General features: G+C 73.8%; 15 protein-coding genes. 9 read left to right on the top strand and 6 right to left on the bottom strand.

Annotation, left to right across the window (positions count from 1 at the left end):
• Positions 1 to 121 precede the first annotated feature (121 nt).
• The 5 genes from ACFWAR_RS32590 (at position 122) to ACFWAR_RS32570 (ending at position 5,653) form a co-directional block, all read left to right on the top strand.
• Positions 122 to 712, top strand: coding sequence for a rhomboid-like protein (locus ACFWAR_RS32590; RefSeq protein ID WP_385785085.1), 591 nt, complete (start codon positions 122 to 124; stop codon positions 710 to 712).
• A gap of 49 nt (positions 713 to 761) precedes the next feature.
• Positions 762 to 1,556, top strand: a complete 795-nt coding sequence (locus ACFWAR_RS32585) for a tyrosine-protein phosphatase (RefSeq protein ID WP_385785134.1) — start codon at positions 762 to 764, stop codon at positions 1,554 to 1,556.
• Between the two features lie 160 nt (positions 1,557 to 1,716).
• Positions 1,717 to 3,654 (top strand): hypothetical protein, encoded by a 1,938-nt coding sequence (locus tag ACFWAR_RS32580; RefSeq protein ID WP_385785083.1) that lies wholly within the window; start codon positions 1,717 to 1,719, stop codon positions 3,652 to 3,654.
• A 53-nt stretch (positions 3,655 to 3,707) separates the two neighbouring features.
• Positions 3,708 to 4,607, top strand: coding sequence for a metal-dependent hydrolase (locus ACFWAR_RS32575; protein WP_385785080.1), 900 nt, complete (start codon positions 3,708 to 3,710; stop codon positions 4,605 to 4,607).
• Positions 4,607 to 5,653: a PDR/VanB family oxidoreductase gene (locus tag ACFWAR_RS32570; RefSeq protein ID WP_385785076.1), complete on the top strand. Its 1,047-nt coding sequence runs from the start codon at positions 4,607 to 4,609 to the stop codon at positions 5,651 to 5,653. Before ACFWAR_RS32575 ends, ACFWAR_RS32570 begins: the two co-directional genes overlap by 1 nt.
• 71 nt (positions 5,654 to 5,724) lie before the next feature.
• Here the strand turns inward: ACFWAR_RS32570 and ACFWAR_RS32565 are convergent, their stop codons facing one another.
• Together ACFWAR_RS32565 and ACFWAR_RS32560 are read right to left on the bottom strand one after the other, a co-directional pair.
• Positions 5,725 to 6,141: a hypothetical protein gene (locus ACFWAR_RS32565; RefSeq protein ID WP_385785074.1), complete on the bottom strand. Its 417-nt coding sequence runs from the start codon at positions 6,139 to 6,141 to the stop codon at positions 5,725 to 5,727.
• Positions 6,134 to 6,631, bottom strand: coding sequence for a hypothetical protein (locus ACFWAR_RS32560; protein WP_385785072.1), 498 nt, complete (start codon positions 6,629 to 6,631; stop codon positions 6,134 to 6,136). The genes ACFWAR_RS32565 and ACFWAR_RS32560 overlap by 8 nt, the downstream gene beginning before the upstream one ends.
• A gap of 110 nt (positions 6,632 to 6,741) precedes the next feature.
• Between ACFWAR_RS32560 and ACFWAR_RS32555 the strand changes: the two genes are divergently transcribed.
• Both ACFWAR_RS32555 and ACFWAR_RS32550 read left to right on the top strand, forming a co-directional pair.
• Complete coding sequence (locus ACFWAR_RS32555) at positions 6,742 to 7,482, top strand: TetR/AcrR family transcriptional regulator (protein ID WP_385785070.1); 741 nt, start codon at positions 6,742 to 6,744, stop codon at positions 7,480 to 7,482.
• A 10-nt stretch (positions 7,483 to 7,492) separates the two neighbouring features.
• Positions 7,493 to 8,029: a GNAT family N-acetyltransferase gene (locus ACFWAR_RS32550; protein ID WP_385785068.1), complete on the top strand. Its 537-nt coding sequence runs from the start codon at positions 7,493 to 7,495 to the stop codon at positions 8,027 to 8,029.
• Between the two features lie 15 nt (positions 8,030 to 8,044).
• On the opposite strand, the gene pulA is transcribed toward ACFWAR_RS32550, so the two are convergent.
• Together pulA and ACFWAR_RS32540 are read right to left on the bottom strand one after the other, a co-directional pair.
• Positions 8,045 to 13,429 carry a pullulanase-type alpha-1,6-glucosidase gene (gene pulA, locus ACFWAR_RS32545; RefSeq protein WP_385785066.1) on the bottom strand — a complete coding sequence of 1,795 codons (5,385 nt, stop codon included), beginning with the start codon at positions 13,427 to 13,429 and terminating at the stop codon, positions 8,045 to 8,047.
• Between the two features lie 43 nt (positions 13,430 to 13,472).
• Positions 13,473 to 15,164 carry a carbohydrate-binding module family 20 domain-containing protein gene (locus ACFWAR_RS32540; protein WP_385785063.1) on the bottom strand — a complete coding sequence of 564 codons (1,692 nt, stop codon included), beginning with the start codon at positions 15,162 to 15,164 and terminating at the stop codon, positions 13,473 to 13,475.
• A 158-nt stretch (positions 15,165 to 15,322) separates the two neighbouring features.
• Between ACFWAR_RS32540 and cutA the strand changes: the two genes are divergently transcribed.
• On the top strand, positions 15,323 to 15,676 hold the full coding sequence (gene cutA / locus ACFWAR_RS32535; protein ID WP_385785060.1) for a divalent-cation tolerance protein CutA: 354 nt from the start codon (positions 15,323 to 15,325) through the stop codon (positions 15,674 to 15,676).
• Positions 15,677 to 15,786: 110 nt separating this feature from the next.
• Entirely contained in the window at positions 15,787 to 15,996 is a 210-nt protein-coding gene (locus tag ACFWAR_RS32530) for a hypothetical protein (protein WP_385785058.1), read from the top strand.
• Positions 15,997 to 16,059: 63 nt separating this feature from the next.
• Here the strand turns inward: ACFWAR_RS32530 and ACFWAR_RS32525 are convergent, their stop codons facing one another.
• Entirely contained in the window at positions 16,060 to 17,070 is a 1,011-nt protein-coding gene (locus ACFWAR_RS32525; RefSeq protein ID WP_385785056.1) for a LacI family DNA-binding transcriptional regulator, read from the bottom strand.
• The coding region (locus tag ACFWAR_RS32520) for an alpha-amylase family glycosyl hydrolase (RefSeq protein WP_385785053.1) at positions 17,058 to 18,275 on the bottom strand (1,218 nt) is incomplete at its 5' end. The genes ACFWAR_RS32525 and ACFWAR_RS32520, both read right to left, overlap by 13 nt.

Here is an 18,275-nt window from a genome sequence, read left to right as displayed (position 1 = left end):
GCGTACGGCGCATCGGCGCGGGGGCAGGTGACATGGTCCGCACATGTTCCCACCCCTCGCGCGGCACGGGAACGGCGGTACCGGTTGCGCGGGCCACGTACCCATGACCGATCATGATCGGGTGAATCCACTACTGCTGGGGCCGGTCTACACCGGTGGCGTGCAGCTCGGCGCCTACGCGCTGGAGCGGCTGGGCGAGCGGGAGCGCGAACAGGTGCTGCGGGGCTGCTCGACCAATGTCGACAACCTCGCCGCCGGGCGCTGGGAGACCCTGCTGAGCAGCGCCTTCGTGGTGGAGGAGCCGATGCCGCTGCCCTACGCGCTGCTGCTCCTCGCCGTCCTCGGGTACGCCGAGTACGCCTACGGGGCCTGGTGGACCGCGGGCGTGTTCCTGCTCGGGCACGCGGGAGCCACGCTGCTCGTGTACGGGACGCTGCGGGCCCGCCGGACCGGTCCGGGCACCCGGCGGGCGGTGGACGTGGGCACCAGCTACGGCTTCAACGCGGTGCTGGGCGCCCTCACCTCGGCGCTGCCCCGCGGGGCCGCGCGGCACACCGCCCGGGCGGGGCTGCTGGCGCTCGGGCTGCGGCCGGTGCTGCGGCGCGAGCGGACCTTCACGGACGCCGGGCACCTGGTGGCGCTGGGGATCGGGGTCGGGCTCTCGCTGGCCGCCGATTACCTTTCCCGCCCGAATCATTCGAAAATAGGCTAAGAGCCACCTGCGTGGAAGAGCCACCCGTACAACGCTGGAGTTGCCCACGATGACCGCCACCCCGTCCACCACCGTCGCCAACCTCCGCGACCTCGGCGGCACCCGAATAGCCGGTGGCCGCACGGTGCGCCCCGGCCTGGTGCTGCGCTCCGGTCAGCTCGACCGGCTCGACCTCGCCGCCGACCCCGCCGTGGCGGCCCTGGGACTGCGGACGGTCATCGACTTCCGCACCGACGCCGAGCGCGGCGACCACCCGGACGTGCCGCCGGAGGGGGCCCGGATGCTCGTGGCCGACGTCCTGGCCGACAAGGTGAACGCGGGCGGCATGCCCGCCGCCGCGCAGCTCAAGGACCTGCTGTCCGACCCCGCGGTGGCGCAGCGGCACCTGGGCGGCGGGAAGGCGCAAGCGCTCTTCGCCGAGACCTACCGGTCCTTCGTCAGCTCCTCCTCGGGCCAGGAGGCGTACCGGACGCTGCTGACGGAGCTGGCGGACGAGGAGTCGGGGCCGCTGCTCTTCCACTGCACGGCGGGCAAGGACCGTACCGGGTGGGGCGCGACCGTGGTCCTCGCCCTGCTCGGCGCGGACGACGAGACGCTGATGGAGGAGTACCTCTCGGTCAACCCGGCCGTCCGCAAGGCCTTCGCGCCGATGATCGAGGGCTTCACGATGGCGGGCGGCGACCCGGAGATCGCGATCGCCCTGATCGGGGTCGTGCCGGAGTACCTGGAGGCGGCCCTGGACGAGGTGGCCGTGCGGTACGGCTCGATGGAGAAGTACGTCCGCGAGGGCCTCGGCGTCCCGGACGCCACGGTCGACGCCCTCCGCGCCCGCCTGACCGCCTGACCGTCTGACCGCCTGACCGTCTGACCAGCCGACCGGCCGCCCGGCCGACCCCCCGAGCGGGCGCGCCGGGCCCGGCGCGCCCGCGTGCCGCGCCCAAGTGCCGCGCCCGGGGCCCGAGTCGGCCGGGTGACCATCCGGGCATTCGCTCGTTCTGCTGAACGTGACTGCGCCGGACACCGCCACCCGCCCCCGCCCGCACCCCCTCGACGCCGGGGTCGACGTCGAGCGCGCCGAGGCCGCCATCGTCGAGCACTACCCGCGGCTGGTGCGGCTCGCCTACCTCGTGCTGCCGCCGTCGCTCGGGCGCAACCGCCGGGTGCTGACCGCGCACGCCCTGGCCCAGCGGGCCCTGCCGCGCGGCCGGGAGGCCTCCGGCGCGCAGGGCCTCGTACCGTTCCAGCGCGGCGGGCAGGACGGCGATCCGGGCGCCGACGCCGGGTACGCCTACGTCCGCCTCCGGGTGCTGCGCGCCGCGCTGGAGGCCGGGCTGCCCCTGACCTTCCGGGCGCTGCCCCGGCGGGCGCAGCTGCCGCCCGCGCTGCCGCAGGTGTGGGGGCTGCGGCTGTTCCCGCGCTCCGGCGGGGCCGAGGAGCTGGCCCTGGACCAGTGGTTGGCCACCCTCGACGGGCCCGCCCGGGCGGCCTGCGTGCTGCGCGCCCTGGAGCGGCTGGACGGCCCCGAGGTGCTGCTGGTGCTGACCGAGGCCGGGGTGGTGGATCCGCAGGCCGCGCTCGCCGGGGCCGGGGGGCCCGAGAACGACGCCCTGTTCGCCTCGCCCGAGTTCGACCCCTGCGTGCTCCAGGCCCGCCCCACCGACCTGCTGCGGCGGCGGCGCTGGGTGCGCGGTTCGCTCGCGGCGGGCGCCGCGCTGCTGGTGGGCGGGGCGCTGCTCGCGCTGCCGGGCGGGGGGTGGGGCTCCGACGGCGCCGCTGCGCCCGCGTACGCCCGTAACGCCGCGGCGGAACAGGCCCTGGACCCGGCGCGGGTGACCCGGGCTCCGGCCGGGCAGTGGCGCACGGCCGACCGCGTCGACTTCTCGGCCTGGCCCGCGCGGGGCGACCGCCAGGGCGACAAGGAGCTGCTGCGCCGGGCGCTGGCCGTCTGGGCCCGCCCCGGCGCCTCGGTGGTGGTCTCGGCGACCCCCGACACCCCGGCGGGTCCGCCGATGGGACCGCCGCAGCTGCTGTTCGCGGGCACGGTCGACCAGGCGGTCGTGGTGCTGATGCACGACGGGCTGCGCGTGGTGCGCTACGCGGAGCCCCTCTCGGGGACCTCCGGCGCGGCCCTGGACTTCGCCCGTACGGACGGGGCGGCGGCGGAGACGGCGACCGCGCTGGTGCTGAGCCGGGTGGACGGCAACGTCCGCTACCTAACGGCGCCGTGGGTGACGGGGGTGACGGTGCGGGACCTGCTCAAGCCGGCGGACGCCCCGACGCCGCTGCGCCTGGGCACGGACGGCATCACCGCCCCGGTGGCGGGTCCGGCTCCGGCCGGGGCCTGTACGGCCTGGAACGCGCTGGCCCTGGAGACCGCCGCCGGGCCCCGGTTGGTGACGGACCTGGGCGAGCTGACCCCGGCCCGGTTGACCTCGGGGGCCCCGGGAGCCGCGCGCGACGTGACGCAGGCGGCGGAGCTGAGCGAGTGGTCGCGGATCGCGTGCCTGCTGCCGGCGGTCCGCTCGCACGGGGTGCGGACGGTCAACTCGTGGGCGTACGCGCGCCAGCCGCTGCCGGAGGGCAACGGCACGGCGGCCTGGCTGTGCACCCGGGCCGAGACCTGGCGGGGCACCGCGGACCGGGTGCAGGCGCAGTTCCTGGCGCCGGGCGCGCAGGTGGCGGCGCAGGCGGCCAAGGCGGAGGGCTCCCCGGCGTGCGGGTCGCGGGAGCCGCAGGTGTTGGCGGGCGTGCTGTGGAAGTCGCAGGGCGGCCACTGGTACGTGCTGGCGGCGGGCACGGCGCAGTTCACGTCCCTGTCGGTGACGGGCGGGGCCACCGGGTCGGCGACCGGGAACCGGTTGGCGGTGAAGGCCGCGGAGGGCGCGCAGGTGGAGCTGTCCGGGAAGCTGACGGACGGCACGAAGGCGGGCGTCCTGCGCTAGGGAATCGGCGCACGGGGGTGTTGCGGCGGCCTACCCATCAGTACATTGACGCCATGTCTAATACGCCGTCCGCACCTGCACCCGCACCCGTGGCGTCGGAGCACATACCGCTCAAGGCCCGGAACGTGTCCTTCTCCTGGGAGGACACCCCGCTCCACTGGCTGCCCGGCGATCCCTTCGCCGGGCACACCATGAACGTGCTGCACCTGCTGCTCCCGGCGGGCGAGCGCTGGTTCGTGCACGTCTACAAGCAGGTGCTGCCGTACATCACGGACGAGCGGCTGCGGGCGGACGTGGTCGGCTTCATCGGCCAGGAGGCGATGCACGCGGCCGCGCACGACGACGTACTGCCCCACCTCAAGCGCCTCGGCCTGGACCCCACTCCGTACACCGCGCAGGTGGACTGGCTCTTCGAGAAGCTGCTCGGGGACCGCACCCTGCCGCCGGGCCGGGCCCGGGAGTGGTGGCTCAAGGAGCGGGTGGCGACGATCGCGGCGATCGAGCATTACACCGCCTTCCTCGGCAACTGGATCCTGAACGCCGACGAGCTGGACCGGCGCGGCGCGGACCCGGTGATGCTGGACCTGCTGCGCTGGCACGGGGCCGAGGAGGTCGAGCACCGGGCGGTGGCCTTCGAGCTGTTCATGCACATCGACGGCGGCTATCGGCGCCGGGCCAGGACCTGGGCGACGGCCTTCACGGCGCTGGTGTTCCTGTGGCAGCGCGGCGCCCGCTTCTTCATGGAGAACGACCCCGGCCTGCCGCGGGCCAAGGCCTCCCTCGGCCAGTTCTTCCGGGCCGGGCAGCAGGGCGTACTGCCCTCGACGGGCGCGATGTTGAAGTCGATCCCCTCCTACCTGTCCCGCTCGTACCACCCCTCGCAGGAGGGCTCGACGGCCCAGGCCGTGGCCTACCTCGCCGCCTCGCCCGGTGCGAACGGCGGTGCCCGGTGATGCGGCGCGCGGCCACCGTGACCGCCGCGGCCGGGGCCGTCTGGCTGGCGCGGCGGGCCCTGCGGCGCCGGATCGAGCGCTCGCCGCTGTGGCCGCTCCCGGCCCTGGAGGAGCCGATCTCCGGGTACTCGCCGCGCCGGTCGCTGCGCGCGCTGATCGTCTCGCGCACCGAACCGGCCGAGGGGGTGCTCCGGCTGGTCCTGGAATCCGCCGAGCTGCCCGGGTGGGCCCCGGGCGCGCACGTCGACGTCACGCTGCCGTCGGGGCTGGTGCGCCAGTACTCGCTGTGCGGGGACCCGGCGGTCCCCGGCCGGTACACGATCGCGGTCCGGCTGGTGGCGGACGGGCGCGGGGGTTCGCGGGAGGCGCACGCGCAGCTGACGGAGGGCTCGGAGCTGGAACTGCGGCCGCCGCGCAACCGGTTCGCGCTGGTCCCGGCCGCCTCGTACGTGTTCGTGGCGGGCGGGATCGGGATCACCCCGATCCTGCCGATGCTGCGCGCGGCCACGGCGGCGGGGGCCGACTGGACCCTGCTCTACGGCGGGCGGAGCCGGGCGTCGATGCCGTTCCTGGACGAGCTGGCGGCGTACGGGGACCGGGTGGCGGTGGTGCCCGAGGACGAGGCGGGCCTGCCGGACCTGTCCCCGGTGGCGGCGGCCGCGCCGGGCACCGCGGTCTACTGCTGCGGCCCGGGGCCCCTGATGGCGGCGGTGGTCGCCGCGGCCCCGCCCGGGGTGGAGGTCCGACTGGAGCGGTTCGCCCCGGCGGCGGCCACGGGGGCGGAGCAGCCGTTCACGGTGACCCTGGCCCGCTCGGGCCGCACGGCGGAGGTCCCTGCGGACGGCACGACGCTGGCGGCGGTCCTGCGGGAGCTGCCCAACACCCCGTACTCCTGCGAGCAGGGCTTCTGCGGCACCTGCAAGCACGGCGTGCTGGCGGGCGAAGTGGACCACCGCGACGACCTCCTGACGGACGCGGAGCGGGAGACCTCGATGCTGCTGTGCGTGTCCCGGGCCCGGGGCGGGCAGCTGACGCTGGACCTGTGACGGGGGCCGGAGAACGGAGCCTCGCCGGCGATCGGGGCGCCCCCGGAGGGGCCTTGGGGGGCGGCGACGCCCTAGCGGGTGAGCAGGTGGGCGATCACCGAGACCGTGGCCAGTCGCGGCAGGACGCCGACGAGGCAGATCGGCCACACCCCGTGCGGTTGGCGGCGCGGATCGGCGAAGGCGGCGCCGACCAGGAGCGCCGCCGTCGGCCAGAAGGCGAACACGCCGATGACGAAGAGGCTCATCGACCACACGCAGATGCTCGCCGCGACGCCCAGGCAGGTGGCGACGAAGGCCCGGCGGCGCCCGACGAAGGGCGGCGCCAGGACCGGCAGGACGGCGCCCAGGGTGAGCCAGACGAGGTGGGTCCACCCGGCCAGGTGGACCGCGACCGCCATCAGGAACACGGCGTCCAGCGCCGCGATCGCGGCCAGGGCGCGCTGCAGCCCGTGGGCGCGGTCGGCTGCGGGTTCCCCGGGCTCAGGCACGGCCGAGTCCGAGGGCGGGGGCGACGTAGAAGGACCACGCCATGGCGGCGGCGCACCAGAGCGAGAGGGCCAGCAGGAGGCCGCCCAGGACGGTCAGCACCCGGGCGGCGCAGGGCCGTCGGCGGCCGTCGGCGAAGGCGGCGAACAGGAGCAGGATGCCGGAGGGCGCGAAGGCGAACAGGCCGGCCAGGGCGCCGAGCACGCTGAACACGGTGTAGAGCACGCCCAGCACGGCGGCGCCCGTCGTGAAGCTGCCGCGGATGCGCAGGAAGAGCAGCGGCGACGCGACGAGGGCGAGCAGCAGGAAGAAGGAGGCGTCGAAGTAGGGGTCGGGCGCCATGACGAGGGCCATGGCGAGCGCGTTGACCGCGGCGCCCCAGCCCAGGGCGCGTTGCTGCCCGGTGGGCCGGCCGTCCTCCGCCCCGCCCGCGTCCCACAGGCACCTGCGCACGCGCCCGGCCCCCGCCGCGACCACCGACATTTCGGCCATCGCCGTACCCCCGTCCCTCGATCGCCGGACACGTTCCTTTGAACGCGTTCAGTTGAACGTGTTCAAGATAGCGGATGTCGCGCGGCACGCACTACCCGTAGGGTGTTGCCATGACAACCGGGGTGCGACGCAGGATGGGTGTCGAGGAGCGGCGGCAGCAGCTGATCGGCGTGGCGCTGGATCTCTTCAGCAACCGGTCGCCCGACGAGGTGTCGATCGACGAGATCGCGGCGGCCGCCGGGATATCGCGACCGCTCGTCTACCACTACTTTCCGGGCAAGTTGAGCCTGTACGAGGCCGCGCTGCGGCGCGCCGCCGACGAGTTGGCCGCGCGCTTCGACGAACCGCCCGAAGGCCCCCTGGGCGCCCGGCTGCTGCGGGTGATGGGCCGGTACTTCGCCTTCGTCGACGAGCACGGGCCCGGCTTCTCCGCCCTGATGCGCGGCGGCCCCGCGGTCGGCTCCAGCCGGACGAACGCGATGATCGACGAGGTCCGCCAGGCCGCCTACGAGCAGATCCTCAGCCACCTCGGCGTCGAGCGGCCGCCCGCGCGGCTGGAACTCGTCGTGCGCTCCTGGGTCTCGCTCGCCGAGTCCACGGCGCTCATCTGGCTCGACGGCCGCCGGATCCCGCGCGCCGAGCTGGAACTCCAGCTGGTGCACGACTTCGCCGCGCTGGCCGCCGTGAGCGCCGCATACGACGAGGAGATGGCCGGCCTGCTGGTCCGGATCCTGGCGGACGAGCCCGCCGACGGCCCCTTCGGCGAACTGGTGCGGCGGCTCGCCGCGTTCATCCCCGCCGCGTCCGACGCCGCCGCCCCGGAACAGCGGTCGGTGCCCCGCCCGCGGTGATAATGACCGCGTGATCATTGACGACGGGATCTTGTTCCGGCAGGCCGAGGAGAAGGACGCCGCGACCCTGGTGGCCCTGTACGACCAGGCCGCCCGGTGGATGCGGGCCCAGGGCATCGAGCAGTGGAAGCCGGGCGAGAAGGGCGTCGACCACTTCCGGGCCCGGATGGCCGACGGCGAGGTGTGGATCGCCGCCGACGCCGACGGCCGGGTGTGCGGGGCGTACGAGCTGTGGTGGTCCGACGAGGAGGCCTGGGGCGTCCAGCCGCCGGTCGCCGGGTACGTGCACCGGCTGATGGTCGAGCGCGAGGCCGCGCCCGCCGGGGCCGGGCGCCGACTGCTCGAACACGCCGAGCGGCGCATCGCCCGGGCCGGCCTGGAGCGGGCGCGGCTGGACTGCGTCTCCACCAACCCCCGGCTGCTGGCGTACTACCAGGGCGCGGGCTACCGGGTGGTCGGGGAGTTCCCGTCCAAGCAGGCCCTGGACGGGCGGGTGTACGGGGTGATCCTGTTGGAGAAGCGGCTGGACCGCCTCACGGTGGTGTGAGGCGGCCCGCGCGGGCTACCGGGCCGCCGCCCCCTTCCCCTGGAAGACGGCCACCGTGCGGGCCGGGACCGTGAACGCGCCGGTCCCGGCGTCGTACGCCGCCGCCTTGACCACCGGGTCGGCGCCCGCGGCCTGCCGCGGGTGCAGCGCGTAGGCCCGCCCGGCCAGTGCGGGGACGCGCTGGAGCTGCGCGGTGGGCGTGGCGTTGAAGACCACGACCAGGTCGCCGAGGGTCATGGTGATGACGCCGGGGGTCTCCGTCGGGCCCGCGAGCGGGAAGGCCAGTTCGGCCTGGACCTCGGCCGTGCTGGTCAGCGCGAAGGACGGCTCCGCGGTGCGCACGGCGAGCAGGTCCCGGTAGGCGGCCGCCGCCGCGGTGACGTCCGTGCAGGTCGGGCCGGGGGTGGTCAGCAGCGGTGCGGCGTAGGGCCACTTCGCCCGGTTGTCGGCGGCGGGCGGCAGGCCCCGGCCGAAGCCGTTGGCGCTGGAGGTCCCCGCCGGGCAGGTCCAGTGGATGGCGTTGAACCAGTCGCCGCTGTCGAAGGAGTTGCGGTCCAGGGACTTCGAGCGCAGCAGGTCGGTGCCCGCCTGGGAGAGGGACGGGCCCTGCGACAGGGTGGCCGTGGCCATCGCCAGGACCTGCATCCGGGCCTGGTCCGCGGTGGAGGTGGCGGGCGGGAGCTTGTACTTGAGGGCGTCGTAGAGCGATTCGTTGTCGTGGGCGTCCGCGTAGGCGAGGGCGTCGCCCGGCGCCGCCGCGTATCCGGCGCCCTGGCCGTTGTAGTCCAGCTGGGCGCCCGTGATCGAGGCACCGGTGGCGTCCGTGAAGCGGTAGCCCGCCAGGTTGCCGGTGAGCCCGACCTTGATCAGGTCCTGGGCGTGCCGGAGCCGGGCCAGCTGCTGCTCGGGGGTGCCGTTGGCTGGGGTCGCGCCCGGGTCGGTGAAGAGCCCGGAGGCGAAGCCCTGCACGCGCGGGTCCTCGTCGAAGGGGCCGCCGCCGCGGACCGCGTCGCGGGCCCGGTCGGAGAAGGTCGCGATGCCGGTACCGGCCATGTTCTTCTGCGTGGCCTGGACGAAGCGGGCGTCGTCGGCGACCTCGCCGAAGTTCCAGCCCTCGCCGTAGAGGATCACCTTCTTGCCGTCGACCCCGTCCTTCGCCGGGGTCAGCCGGTCCAGGGCGGCGCGCACGGCCAGGATGTTGGCCTTCGGCTGGTGGCCCATCAGGTCGAAGCGGAAGCCGTCGACCTTGTACTCCTTGGCCCAGGTGACCACGGAGTCCACGACCAGGCGGCCCATCATGGCGTTCTCGGTGGCCGTGTTGGAGCAGCAGCTGCTGGTGGCGACGGAGCCGTCGGCGAGCAGGCGCTGGTAGTAGCCGGGGACGACCCGGTCCAGGACGGAGAGGTCCGACTGGCCGGAGGCGGCGGTGTGGTTGTAGACCACGTCCATCACCGTGCGCAGGCCCGCGTCGCCCAGGGACTGCACCATGCGCCGGAACTCCACGGTGCGGGCGGTGCCGTTCGGGTCGCTCGCGTACGAGCCCTCCGGAACGGTGTAGTGCAGCGGGTCGTAGCCCCAGTTGTAGGCGTCCTTCGCGGCGGCGGCCGCCACGCAGGCCTGCTGCTCCGGGGAGTCGGGGGCGTAGACCTTGAGGTCGCAGGCGGGGGTGGTGCGGTTCGCCGGGTCCTCGGGGATGGTGGCGATGTCGAAGGCGGGCAGGAGGTGGACGTAGGAGGTGCCGGCGGCGGCCAGCGAGCGCAGGTGCTTCATGCCCGCCGAGTCGCGGTCGGTGAAGGCCAGGTACTGGCCGGGGTGCTTGCTGGTGGGGTCGGCCACCGAGAAGTCCCGGATGTGGAGTTCCTGGATCTGGGCGGAGGTGAAGGGGACGGCGGCGGGCTTCTTCAGCTCGCGCCAGCCGGGCGGCTGGAGCGCGGGCGCGGCCAGGTCCGCGATCAGGCTGTACGTCGAGTCGGTGGTCAGCGCGGTGGAGTAGGGGTCGGTGACCAGGTTGCGGACCACCTGGCGCACGCTCGGCGCCCAGACGGTCACCGCGTAGCGGTAGCGCTTGCCGGTCCAGGAGCGCTCGCCGTCCACCGACCAGACGCCGGTGGCGTCGTCGCGGCGCATGGGGACGGTGCGGGCGCCGCCGTCGAGTTCGAGGGAGACCTGTTGGGCGGTGGGCGCCCAGAGCGCGAGCTTCGGGCCGCGGGACGAGAAGGTCGGGCCGAGCGGGACCGTGTTCGCGTACAGGTCGTCGAGGACGCCCGCGAGCTGGACCCCGGTGGCGGCGAGCACGGCGCCGTTCGCGCCTCGGGCGCTCGCGACGAGCTGTCCGCGCAGCGCCTCGCGGACCCGGCCGCGGTCGCGCGGGTCGACGGTGAAGGCGGTGTACGCCGCGAGGTGCGGGAACTTCTGCTTCTGTACGGCGCTCAGCGCGCCCGGGGTCAGCCGCAGCCAGGAGGCCCGCTCGGCGCCGGTCAGGGCGCCCTTCTCGGCCTTGATCGCACCCTCGCGCGAGGCCAGGAGCTGCACGGAGGCCGCGGCGGGCGGGGCGTTCCAGGCGAGGGTGTCGCGGTCGATCCAGACGGCTTCGGACCTGGTCAGGTCGAGGGCGGCGGCGGAGCCGGCGGGCTGCGGCAGCAGGTACTCCTGCCGGCCCGCGAGCAGCCAGGCCTCGTGGCCGGTGGCCTTGAGGTCGAGGGACTGGTCGGTGGGGAGGTCCTTCTCGTCGCCCTTGTGGAGGATGTAGCTCAGCGAGCTGGCGCCCGGGGCGAGCGGGACCTCGTAGACCGCGCCGTAGGAGTCGGTGCGGGCGGGGAGCAGCGGCTTGGACCAGTCGGTGGGGGCGGCGGCGCCGGTCCACACGTGCAGGCCCCAGCCGTCGTAGGCGCCGTCGGGGCGCTTGAGGTGCAGGACCGCCTTGGTCCGGTCCTGGGGCGGGTAGGGCGGTCGGTCGGTGCGGGCCGTTTCCTTGCCCTGCTCCAGCCAGATCTCGCCGGTCCGGGTCACGTCGACGGTGCGGTCGGCGGCGACGTCCTTCGTGCCGTCCTTGTCGATGACGAGGTAGCCGACGCTGCTCGCGCCGGGCTTGAGCTTGACGTGGGCGAAGGCGCCGTAGGCGTCGCGGCCGGTGAAGTCGTGTCCGGCGGGCCAGGTGGTGGACTCGCCGTCGGCGAGGTCGCCCCAGGCGTAGAGCCGCCAGTTCGTGTAGTCGCCGTCGGGGCGGTTGTAGTGGACGACGGCGTAGTCGCGCTGGGTGGCGGTGGGGACCTCGGGGGGCGGTGACTGCCCGGCGACGGAGGCGGCGAGGGCGCTCGCGGTGCGGCCGGAGGCGTCGACGACGACCGCCTTGTAGCGCAGTGCGGTGCCCGCGGGGGCGGTGATCCGCTGGGTGACCTTGTAGGGGGCGTGGTCGGCGGAGCCGAGGACCTGCCAGGCGTCGTTGCCGCTCTGGGCGGCGAAGACGACCCGGTTCAGGCCGCCGCCGGTGACGTCCGCCGACAGCTCGACGGTGCCGGTGGCGCCGGGGGCGGGCGGGGTGAGGGTCAGGGCGGGGCGGGTGGTGGGGGCCGGGAGCGGGGTGGTCCCCATGAGGACCGCCGAGCCGAGGGCGGGGACGGTGACGGACAGCTTGCCGGTGGAGGAGGCCCAGACGGTGGTGGTGCCCGCGCCGCCGTGGAGGACGCTGTAGGCGGCGCCGGGCGGGGCGTCGAGTTCCACGGTGCGGGGCGCGGCGCCGTTGTTGGCGGCGACCAGGTACTCGGTGCGGGTGCGCGGGTCGGTGCGGGCGAAGGCGTAGACGGAGCCGTCGGCGAGGCGTTCGCTCTGGACGCCGTCGCGCAGGGCCGGGTGGGCCTTGGTCAGCTTCGAGAGAGCACTGATCTGTTGGTAGAGCGGGTGTCCCGGATCGTAGGCATCGCTCGCGTGCGTGCGCGCCGTTCCCAGCTGGTCGTCATCGAGGTAGTCGGGCGTCTTGGAGGCGAAGAGGGACTGGCGGGCGTCCTTGTCGCCCCCGGCGCCGGTGAAGCCCTGCTCGTCGCCGTAGTAGATCACCGGGTTGCCGCGGGAGAAGAACATCAGCTCGTTCGCCAGCCGGTAGCGGTCGAGCAGCTCCTGCTCCCCCGCCCCGGGCCGGTCCTGCTTCAGGAAGGAGCCGAACCTCCCCATGTCGTGGTTGCCGAGGAAGGTCACCTGCTCGTAGGCGTTGGCCTTGTCGCTGGTGTACCGGTAGTCCGCCCCGAGGACGGAGGCCAGCCGGTCGGCTCCGGCGCCCTGGGCGGCGTACGCCCGGATCGCGTCCTGGAGCGGGAAGTCGAGGGTGGCGTCGAGGCGGCCCTGCGTGACGTAGGGCGAGGTGACCGCCGGGTCCGCGGAGTACACCTCGCCGAACATGAAGAAGTTCGAGCGCCCGCGCTGGGCGGCGTACTTGTCGAGGGCGGTGGCCCACTGCGTCCAGAACGGCAGGTCGACGTGTTTGACGGTGTCGATCCGGAAGCCGTCGATACGGAAGTCCCGGACCCACTTCTCGTAGATCTTCTCCATCCCGCCGACCACCTCGGGACGCTCGGTCCACAGGTCGTCGAGCCCGGAGAAGTCGCCCTGTTCGGCGGATTCGCCCGCGAAGGTGGAGTCGCCCCGGTTGTGGTACATCGACGGATCGTTCAGCCAGGCGGGGACCTTGGCGTCCTTCTTCGCCGCGGGCACGACCGGCGTGCGCGGGAAGGATCCGGCCCCGACACCGGGGAACCCCTTCTTCCCGGCGGCGTAGTCGGAGTCGTCGAAGGGCACCCCGTCCTTGGTCAGGTAGGGGAAGGCCCCCTTGGAGAGGTAGGAGTACGACTTCTCGTCGTAGTCGATGACGTCGGCGGTGTGGTTGGTGATGACGTCGAAGAAGACCTTCATCCCCTTCCCGTGCGCCTTGTCGATCAGCCGCTCCAGGTCGGCGTTGGTCCCGAAGTGCGGGTCGACCTGGGTGAAGTCGGTGATCCAGTAGCCGTGGTAACCGGCCGAGGCGTTGGCCCCCTCCCCCTGCACCGGCTGGTTCTTGAAGAGGGGCGCCATCCAGATGGCGGTGGTGCCCAGCCCCTTGATGTAGTCGAGCCGGTCGGTCAACCCCTTGAGGTCGCCGCCCTGGTAGAAGCCCTTGTCCGTCGGGTCCAGACCGGTCCGCAGGCGGCTGCCGGTCAGTCCGCCCCGGTCGTTGCGCGGGTCGCCGTTCGCGAAGCGGTCGGGGAGCACGAAGTAGAACTGCTCCCGGGTCAGGTCGTGCCGGGCGGGCTGCGCCGCCAGTTTCGCGTCCGAGGGCGGGGCGGGAGCCTTGCCGGCGGCCGCCGCGGGGAGGGCGGGCAGGAACGTCACGGCCAGGGCGGCGGCGACGATTCCTGCGGCTGGGCGTATCAAGGCGGGGTCTCCTCAACGGGTAGGGGGTGGGGCGCGGTGGGGGTCAGTTGCGCCAGGTGTCGCCGAGCGCGACCTTCCCGCTCGCGGGGACGGTGGCCGTGCGGTTGGCCCCGCTCTCCCAGGTGACGTTGCCCGCGGCGTCCTTGCGGACGTACTTGTAGGCGAAGGAGGTGCCCGCGGGCAGGCTGACGTCGAGCTTCCAGACCGGGTAGGCGGCGGGGTCGAGCTTGAGCGCGGAGGCGGTGTTCCAGTTGCCGAGGGCGCCCTGGTCGCCGGTGACGTAGATGTCCTGGCCGGGCACGGTGGTGGCGTTGACGGCGAAGGAGGCGCCGCCCGCCGCGGGCGGGGTCGAGCCGCCGCCGCAGGTACGGGCGCCCGCGTGCAGGGCGACGGCGGTGTCGGCCCCCAGCGTCGCCGTGAACTGCCCGGAGCCGTTCACCGTCACGCCCCGGCCGCTCTGCACGTCGCAGTAGTCGCCCGCCGGGAGCGAGGTCTGGAAGGTCCGGGTCAGCGCCGACGCCTCGTGGTTGATGGCGACGTACGCCTTCGCGCCGCGCCCGAAGGCGATCTGGTCCCCGCCGTTGTCCCACCAGTTGGTGACGCCCTGGCCGCGAGCGGCGTTGTGGAAGCCCACCATCGAGGAGATCTCGCGCCAGGCGTGCTGGCAGGTCCAGCCGTCGGTGTAACAGGCGTTCACCGCACCGCCGTTCGGCGGACCGGCGTCGCGGTCGGTGAAGGAGTACCCGGAGTGCACGTCCGGGGAGCCGTAGGGCCAGGCCAGCATGAAGACGTTGGCGAGGGTGTAGGTCGCGCCCGCCTTGTAGTTGAGGGTGTCCCCGCCGCGCTCGGTGTCGTGGTTGTCGACGAACACGGCGGCCTGGCCGCTCGGCATGTAGCCCCAGGCCTCGCCGAAGTTCTTCAGGTAGGCCAGGTTCTCGTTCTGGAAGACCCGCTTGAGGTCGCGGGCGTAGCGGAACTCCTGCACGTCCCCGTTGCCCAGGTACTCGCTCGGCTGGACGGCCTCGCCTGCGCCGTATATCGCCTCCTGCTTCCAGTAGGCGTTCGGCTTGGTCAGCCGGGACTTGATGTTGGCGAGGTCGGCGGCGGGCATGTGCTTGGCGGCGTCGATCCGGAAGCCGTCGACGCCGAGGGAGAGCAGGTCGTTCAGGTACCCGGCGATCCGGCCGCGGACGTAGTCCTCGCCGGTGTCGAGGTCGGCCAGCTGCACCAGCTCGCAGTTCTGGACGTTGGCCCGGTCCTGGTAGCTGGAGATGGTGGCGCGGCAGTCGTCCATGTCGGCGCCGGAGTAGAGCCCGGGGTAGTCGTACTTCGTGTACGAACTGCCCCCGGTTCCGGTGCCGTCGGAGGCGGCCATGTGGTTGATGACGGAGTCCGCGACCACCTTCACCCCGGCCGCGTGGCAGGTGTCGACCATGGCCTTGAAGGCGCCCCGGTCACCGAGCCGCCCGGCGATCTTGTAGCTGACGGGCTGGTACGAGGTCCACCACTGCGGACCCTGGATGTGCTCCTGCGGCGGCGAGACCTGCACGTAGCCGTACCCCGCGGGCCCGAGGCCGTCGGTGCAGGCCTTGGCGACGGAGGCGAAGTTCCACTCGAAGAGCACGGCGGTGACGTCGCGCTCGGCGGGCGGCGCGGCGGCCGCCGTCGGCGCCTGCCACGTGCCGACGGCGGCGAGTGCGGCAAGCGCGGCCACGGCTCTGTGGATGCGGGGCATGGGGGGCCTCCTGGCGAAGAGGTGGGGATTGCTGGCGACCGTAGGCCCCGCCCCTGCCCCCTGCAAGACCTTGCGCAAGAGATTGCAGAATTGTTTCTCCGCCGTGTCCCGCCTGGGTAGGGTCCACCGGGACAAACCGACACCGCAGGAGGACCGGCATGGCGACGGACATCGTGATCGCGCAGACGACGATCGACAACGAGCCGGCGGCGCGGGAGTTGGCGCGGGGCGCGGTCGAATCCCGACTCGCCGCCTGCGCCCACATCGACGCACCCCTCACGGCCGTCTACCGGTGGCAGGGCACGGTGGAGACGGCCACGGAATGGCGCGTCTCCTACAAGACGACCCGCGACCGACTGCCCGCCCTGAGCGCATGGGTCGACCAGCACCACGGCTACGACGTCCCCGAGTGGATCGTCCTGCCGGTGGACACCAGCTCGGACGCCTACGCGTCGTGGATCGCCGCGGAGACGACGCCGGCGGCAACCCCACCGGCGCAACGCACCCCTTGAGACCGGAGCCCGGCCGCACTCACGACCTCAGCACTCCGCCACTCCAACGTGACGGCGGGCCTTCACGGCGACGGTGTAACGGTTCCTCTCGTCCCTTGAGGAACCGGCCGATGACTGAGCGCTACGCGTACGTCCCCCATCGCCTGCTCCGGCTCCGCGTGCGCGACGTCGCCTCCGGAGCGGAGGGCGAGCTGATGGCCGTGATCAACGAGGACGTGTCGGCGGACCCCGCCCGCCGGCACTGGACGACGCTGGCCTACATCCGGGGCTCGTCCGGCCGCGAGTTCACCACCGCGGTGGACAACGTCCGGCCCGCCTGACGCGCGGGCCCGCGGCACACGGCTCCGCCCGACCCGGTCCGGCAGGCCCCCGGCCGGGGTCCGTCAGGGGGCCTGGGACGTGGAGCCGCGGACGACCAGTTCCGGTTGGAAGACGAACTCCGTGCGTTGGACGGGCGTGCCGCCCACCGCCTCCAGCAGGGCGCCCACCGCCGCCGTCGCCATCGCGCGGACCGGCTGGCGGACCGTGGTCAGGGGCGGGTCGGTGAAGGCGATCAGCGGGGAGTCGTCGAAGCCGACGACCGACACGTCCTCGGGGACCCGCAGCCCGCGCTCGCGGGCCGCCCGGATGACGCCCAGCGCCATCGGGTCGCTCCCGCACACGATCCCCGTGCAGCCCCGGTCGAGCAGCGCACCGCCCGCCGCGTGCCCGCCCTCCACCGTGAAGAGCGTGCGCTGGATCAGCCCTTCGGCCTCCGCCGAGGGCAGGGCGGCCAGGAACCCCTGTTCCTTGCGGGCCGAGGGAACGTACCGCGTCGGGCCGATCGCCAGCCCGATCCGCCGGTGCCCGAGGGCCTCCAGGTGCCGCACGGCCATGTCCGCGGCCGCCCGGTCGTCCGGCGAGATGAAGGGCGCGTGGACGTGCTCGTTGAAGCCGTTGATCAGGACGAACGGGACCCCGCGGGCCGCGAGCCGCTGGTAGCGCGTCGGATCCGCCGAGGAGTCCGCGTGCAGCCCGGACAGGAAGACGATCCCCGTCACCCCGCGCTGCTCCAGCTGCTCCACCAGCTCGTCCTCGGTGGCCCCGCCGGGCGTCTGCGTGCACAGCACCGGCGTGTACCCGTGCCCCGCCAGCGCCTGCTCGATGACCTGCGCGAAGGCGGGGAAGATCGGGTTGGTCAGCTCGGGGATGAGCAGCCCGACGAGCCCGTTGCTGCGCCTGCGCAGCCGTACGGGCCGTTCGTAGCCGAGCAGGTCGAGCGCGGCCAGCACCTTGTGCCGGGTGCCGGCCGCCACGCCCGCCTTGCCGTTGAGCACACGGCTGACGGTCGCCTCGCTGACCTGGGCCTGCGCGGCGATGTCCGTCAGCCGAAGGGGGGAGGTCACCCCTGCCACCACACCGCCGTGTCGGCCGGGAGCAGGTCCGGGTCGGCCAGCGGACCGCTGGCCAGCAGCACGGTTCCGGGGGCGGGGGTACGTACCGCCGCGCCGCCCGTGTTCACCGTGCAGACGAACTCCCCGCGCCGGAAGGCCAGCACCCCGGCCGGGGCCTCCAGCCACTCGACCGCGTCGCCCGCGCCCAGCTCCGTCCGCTCGCGCCGGATCCGCAGCGCGGAGCGGTACAGCTCCAGGGTGGAGTGCGGGTCGCCGGTCTGCGCGGCCACGCTCAGCCCCGCCCACTCCTGCGGCTGCGGCAGCCAGCTGCCACCCGGACCGAAGCCGTACGGAGCCTCCTCGCCCGACCACGGGATCGGCACCCGACACCCGTCCCGCAACCCGTCCTGACCGGCGCCGCGCGTGAACGCCGGGTCCTGACGCACCTCGGCGGGAAGGTCGATCACCTCCGGAAGCCCCAGCTCCTCACCCTGGTACACATACGCCGACCCCGGCAGCGCCAGCATCAACAGCGCCGCCGCCCGCGCCCGCGCCAGGCCCTCCGCACCACCGCCGTACCGCGTCACGTGCCGCACCACGTCGTGGTTCGACAGCACCCACGTCGTCGGAGCGCCCACGACCCGCATCGCGTCGAGCGATTCGTCGATGGTCGCGCGCAGCGCGTCGGCGTCCCACCCGGTGTTCAGGTACTGGAAGTTGAAGGCCTGGTGCAGCTCGTCGGGCCGCAGGTAGAGCGCGGTGCGGTCCGCGCTCGGGGTCCACGCCTCGGCGACCCCGATGCGGTCACCGGCGTACTCCTCCAGCACGGTCCGCCAGGAGCGGTAGATCTCGTGGACCCCGTCCTGGTCGAAGAAGGGCAGGACCTGGTTGCCCAGCAGCTTGAGCTGCTCGTCGCGGCCGAGGTCGGGCAGGCCGGGGGCCTTGACCAGGCCGTGCGCGACGTCGATGCGGAAGCCGTCGGCGCCGAGGTCCAGCCAGAACCGCAGGATGGAGCGGAACTCGTCCTGGACCGCCGGGTGTTCCCAGTTGAAGTCGGGCTGCTCGGGGGCGAAGAGGTGCAGGTACCACTCGCCGCCGGAGTCGGAGCCGGAGCCGGAGCCGTCCGCCCCGTCCGCGACCCGCGTCCACGCCGGGCCGCCGAAGATCGACTCCCAGTCGTTCGGCGGCAGCTCCCCGCCCGCCCCGCGCCCCGGCCGGAAGTGGAA

Origin of the sequence: Streptomyces sp. NPDC059917, assembly GCF_042730635.1 — a bacterium.
In the GTDB taxonomy this organism is placed as follows: Bacteria; Actinomycetota; Actinomycetes; order Streptomycetales; family Streptomycetaceae; genus Streptomyces.
Note: the sequence above shows the minus strand (reverse complement) of the source record. Positions and strands in the feature narration are given on the sequence as shown.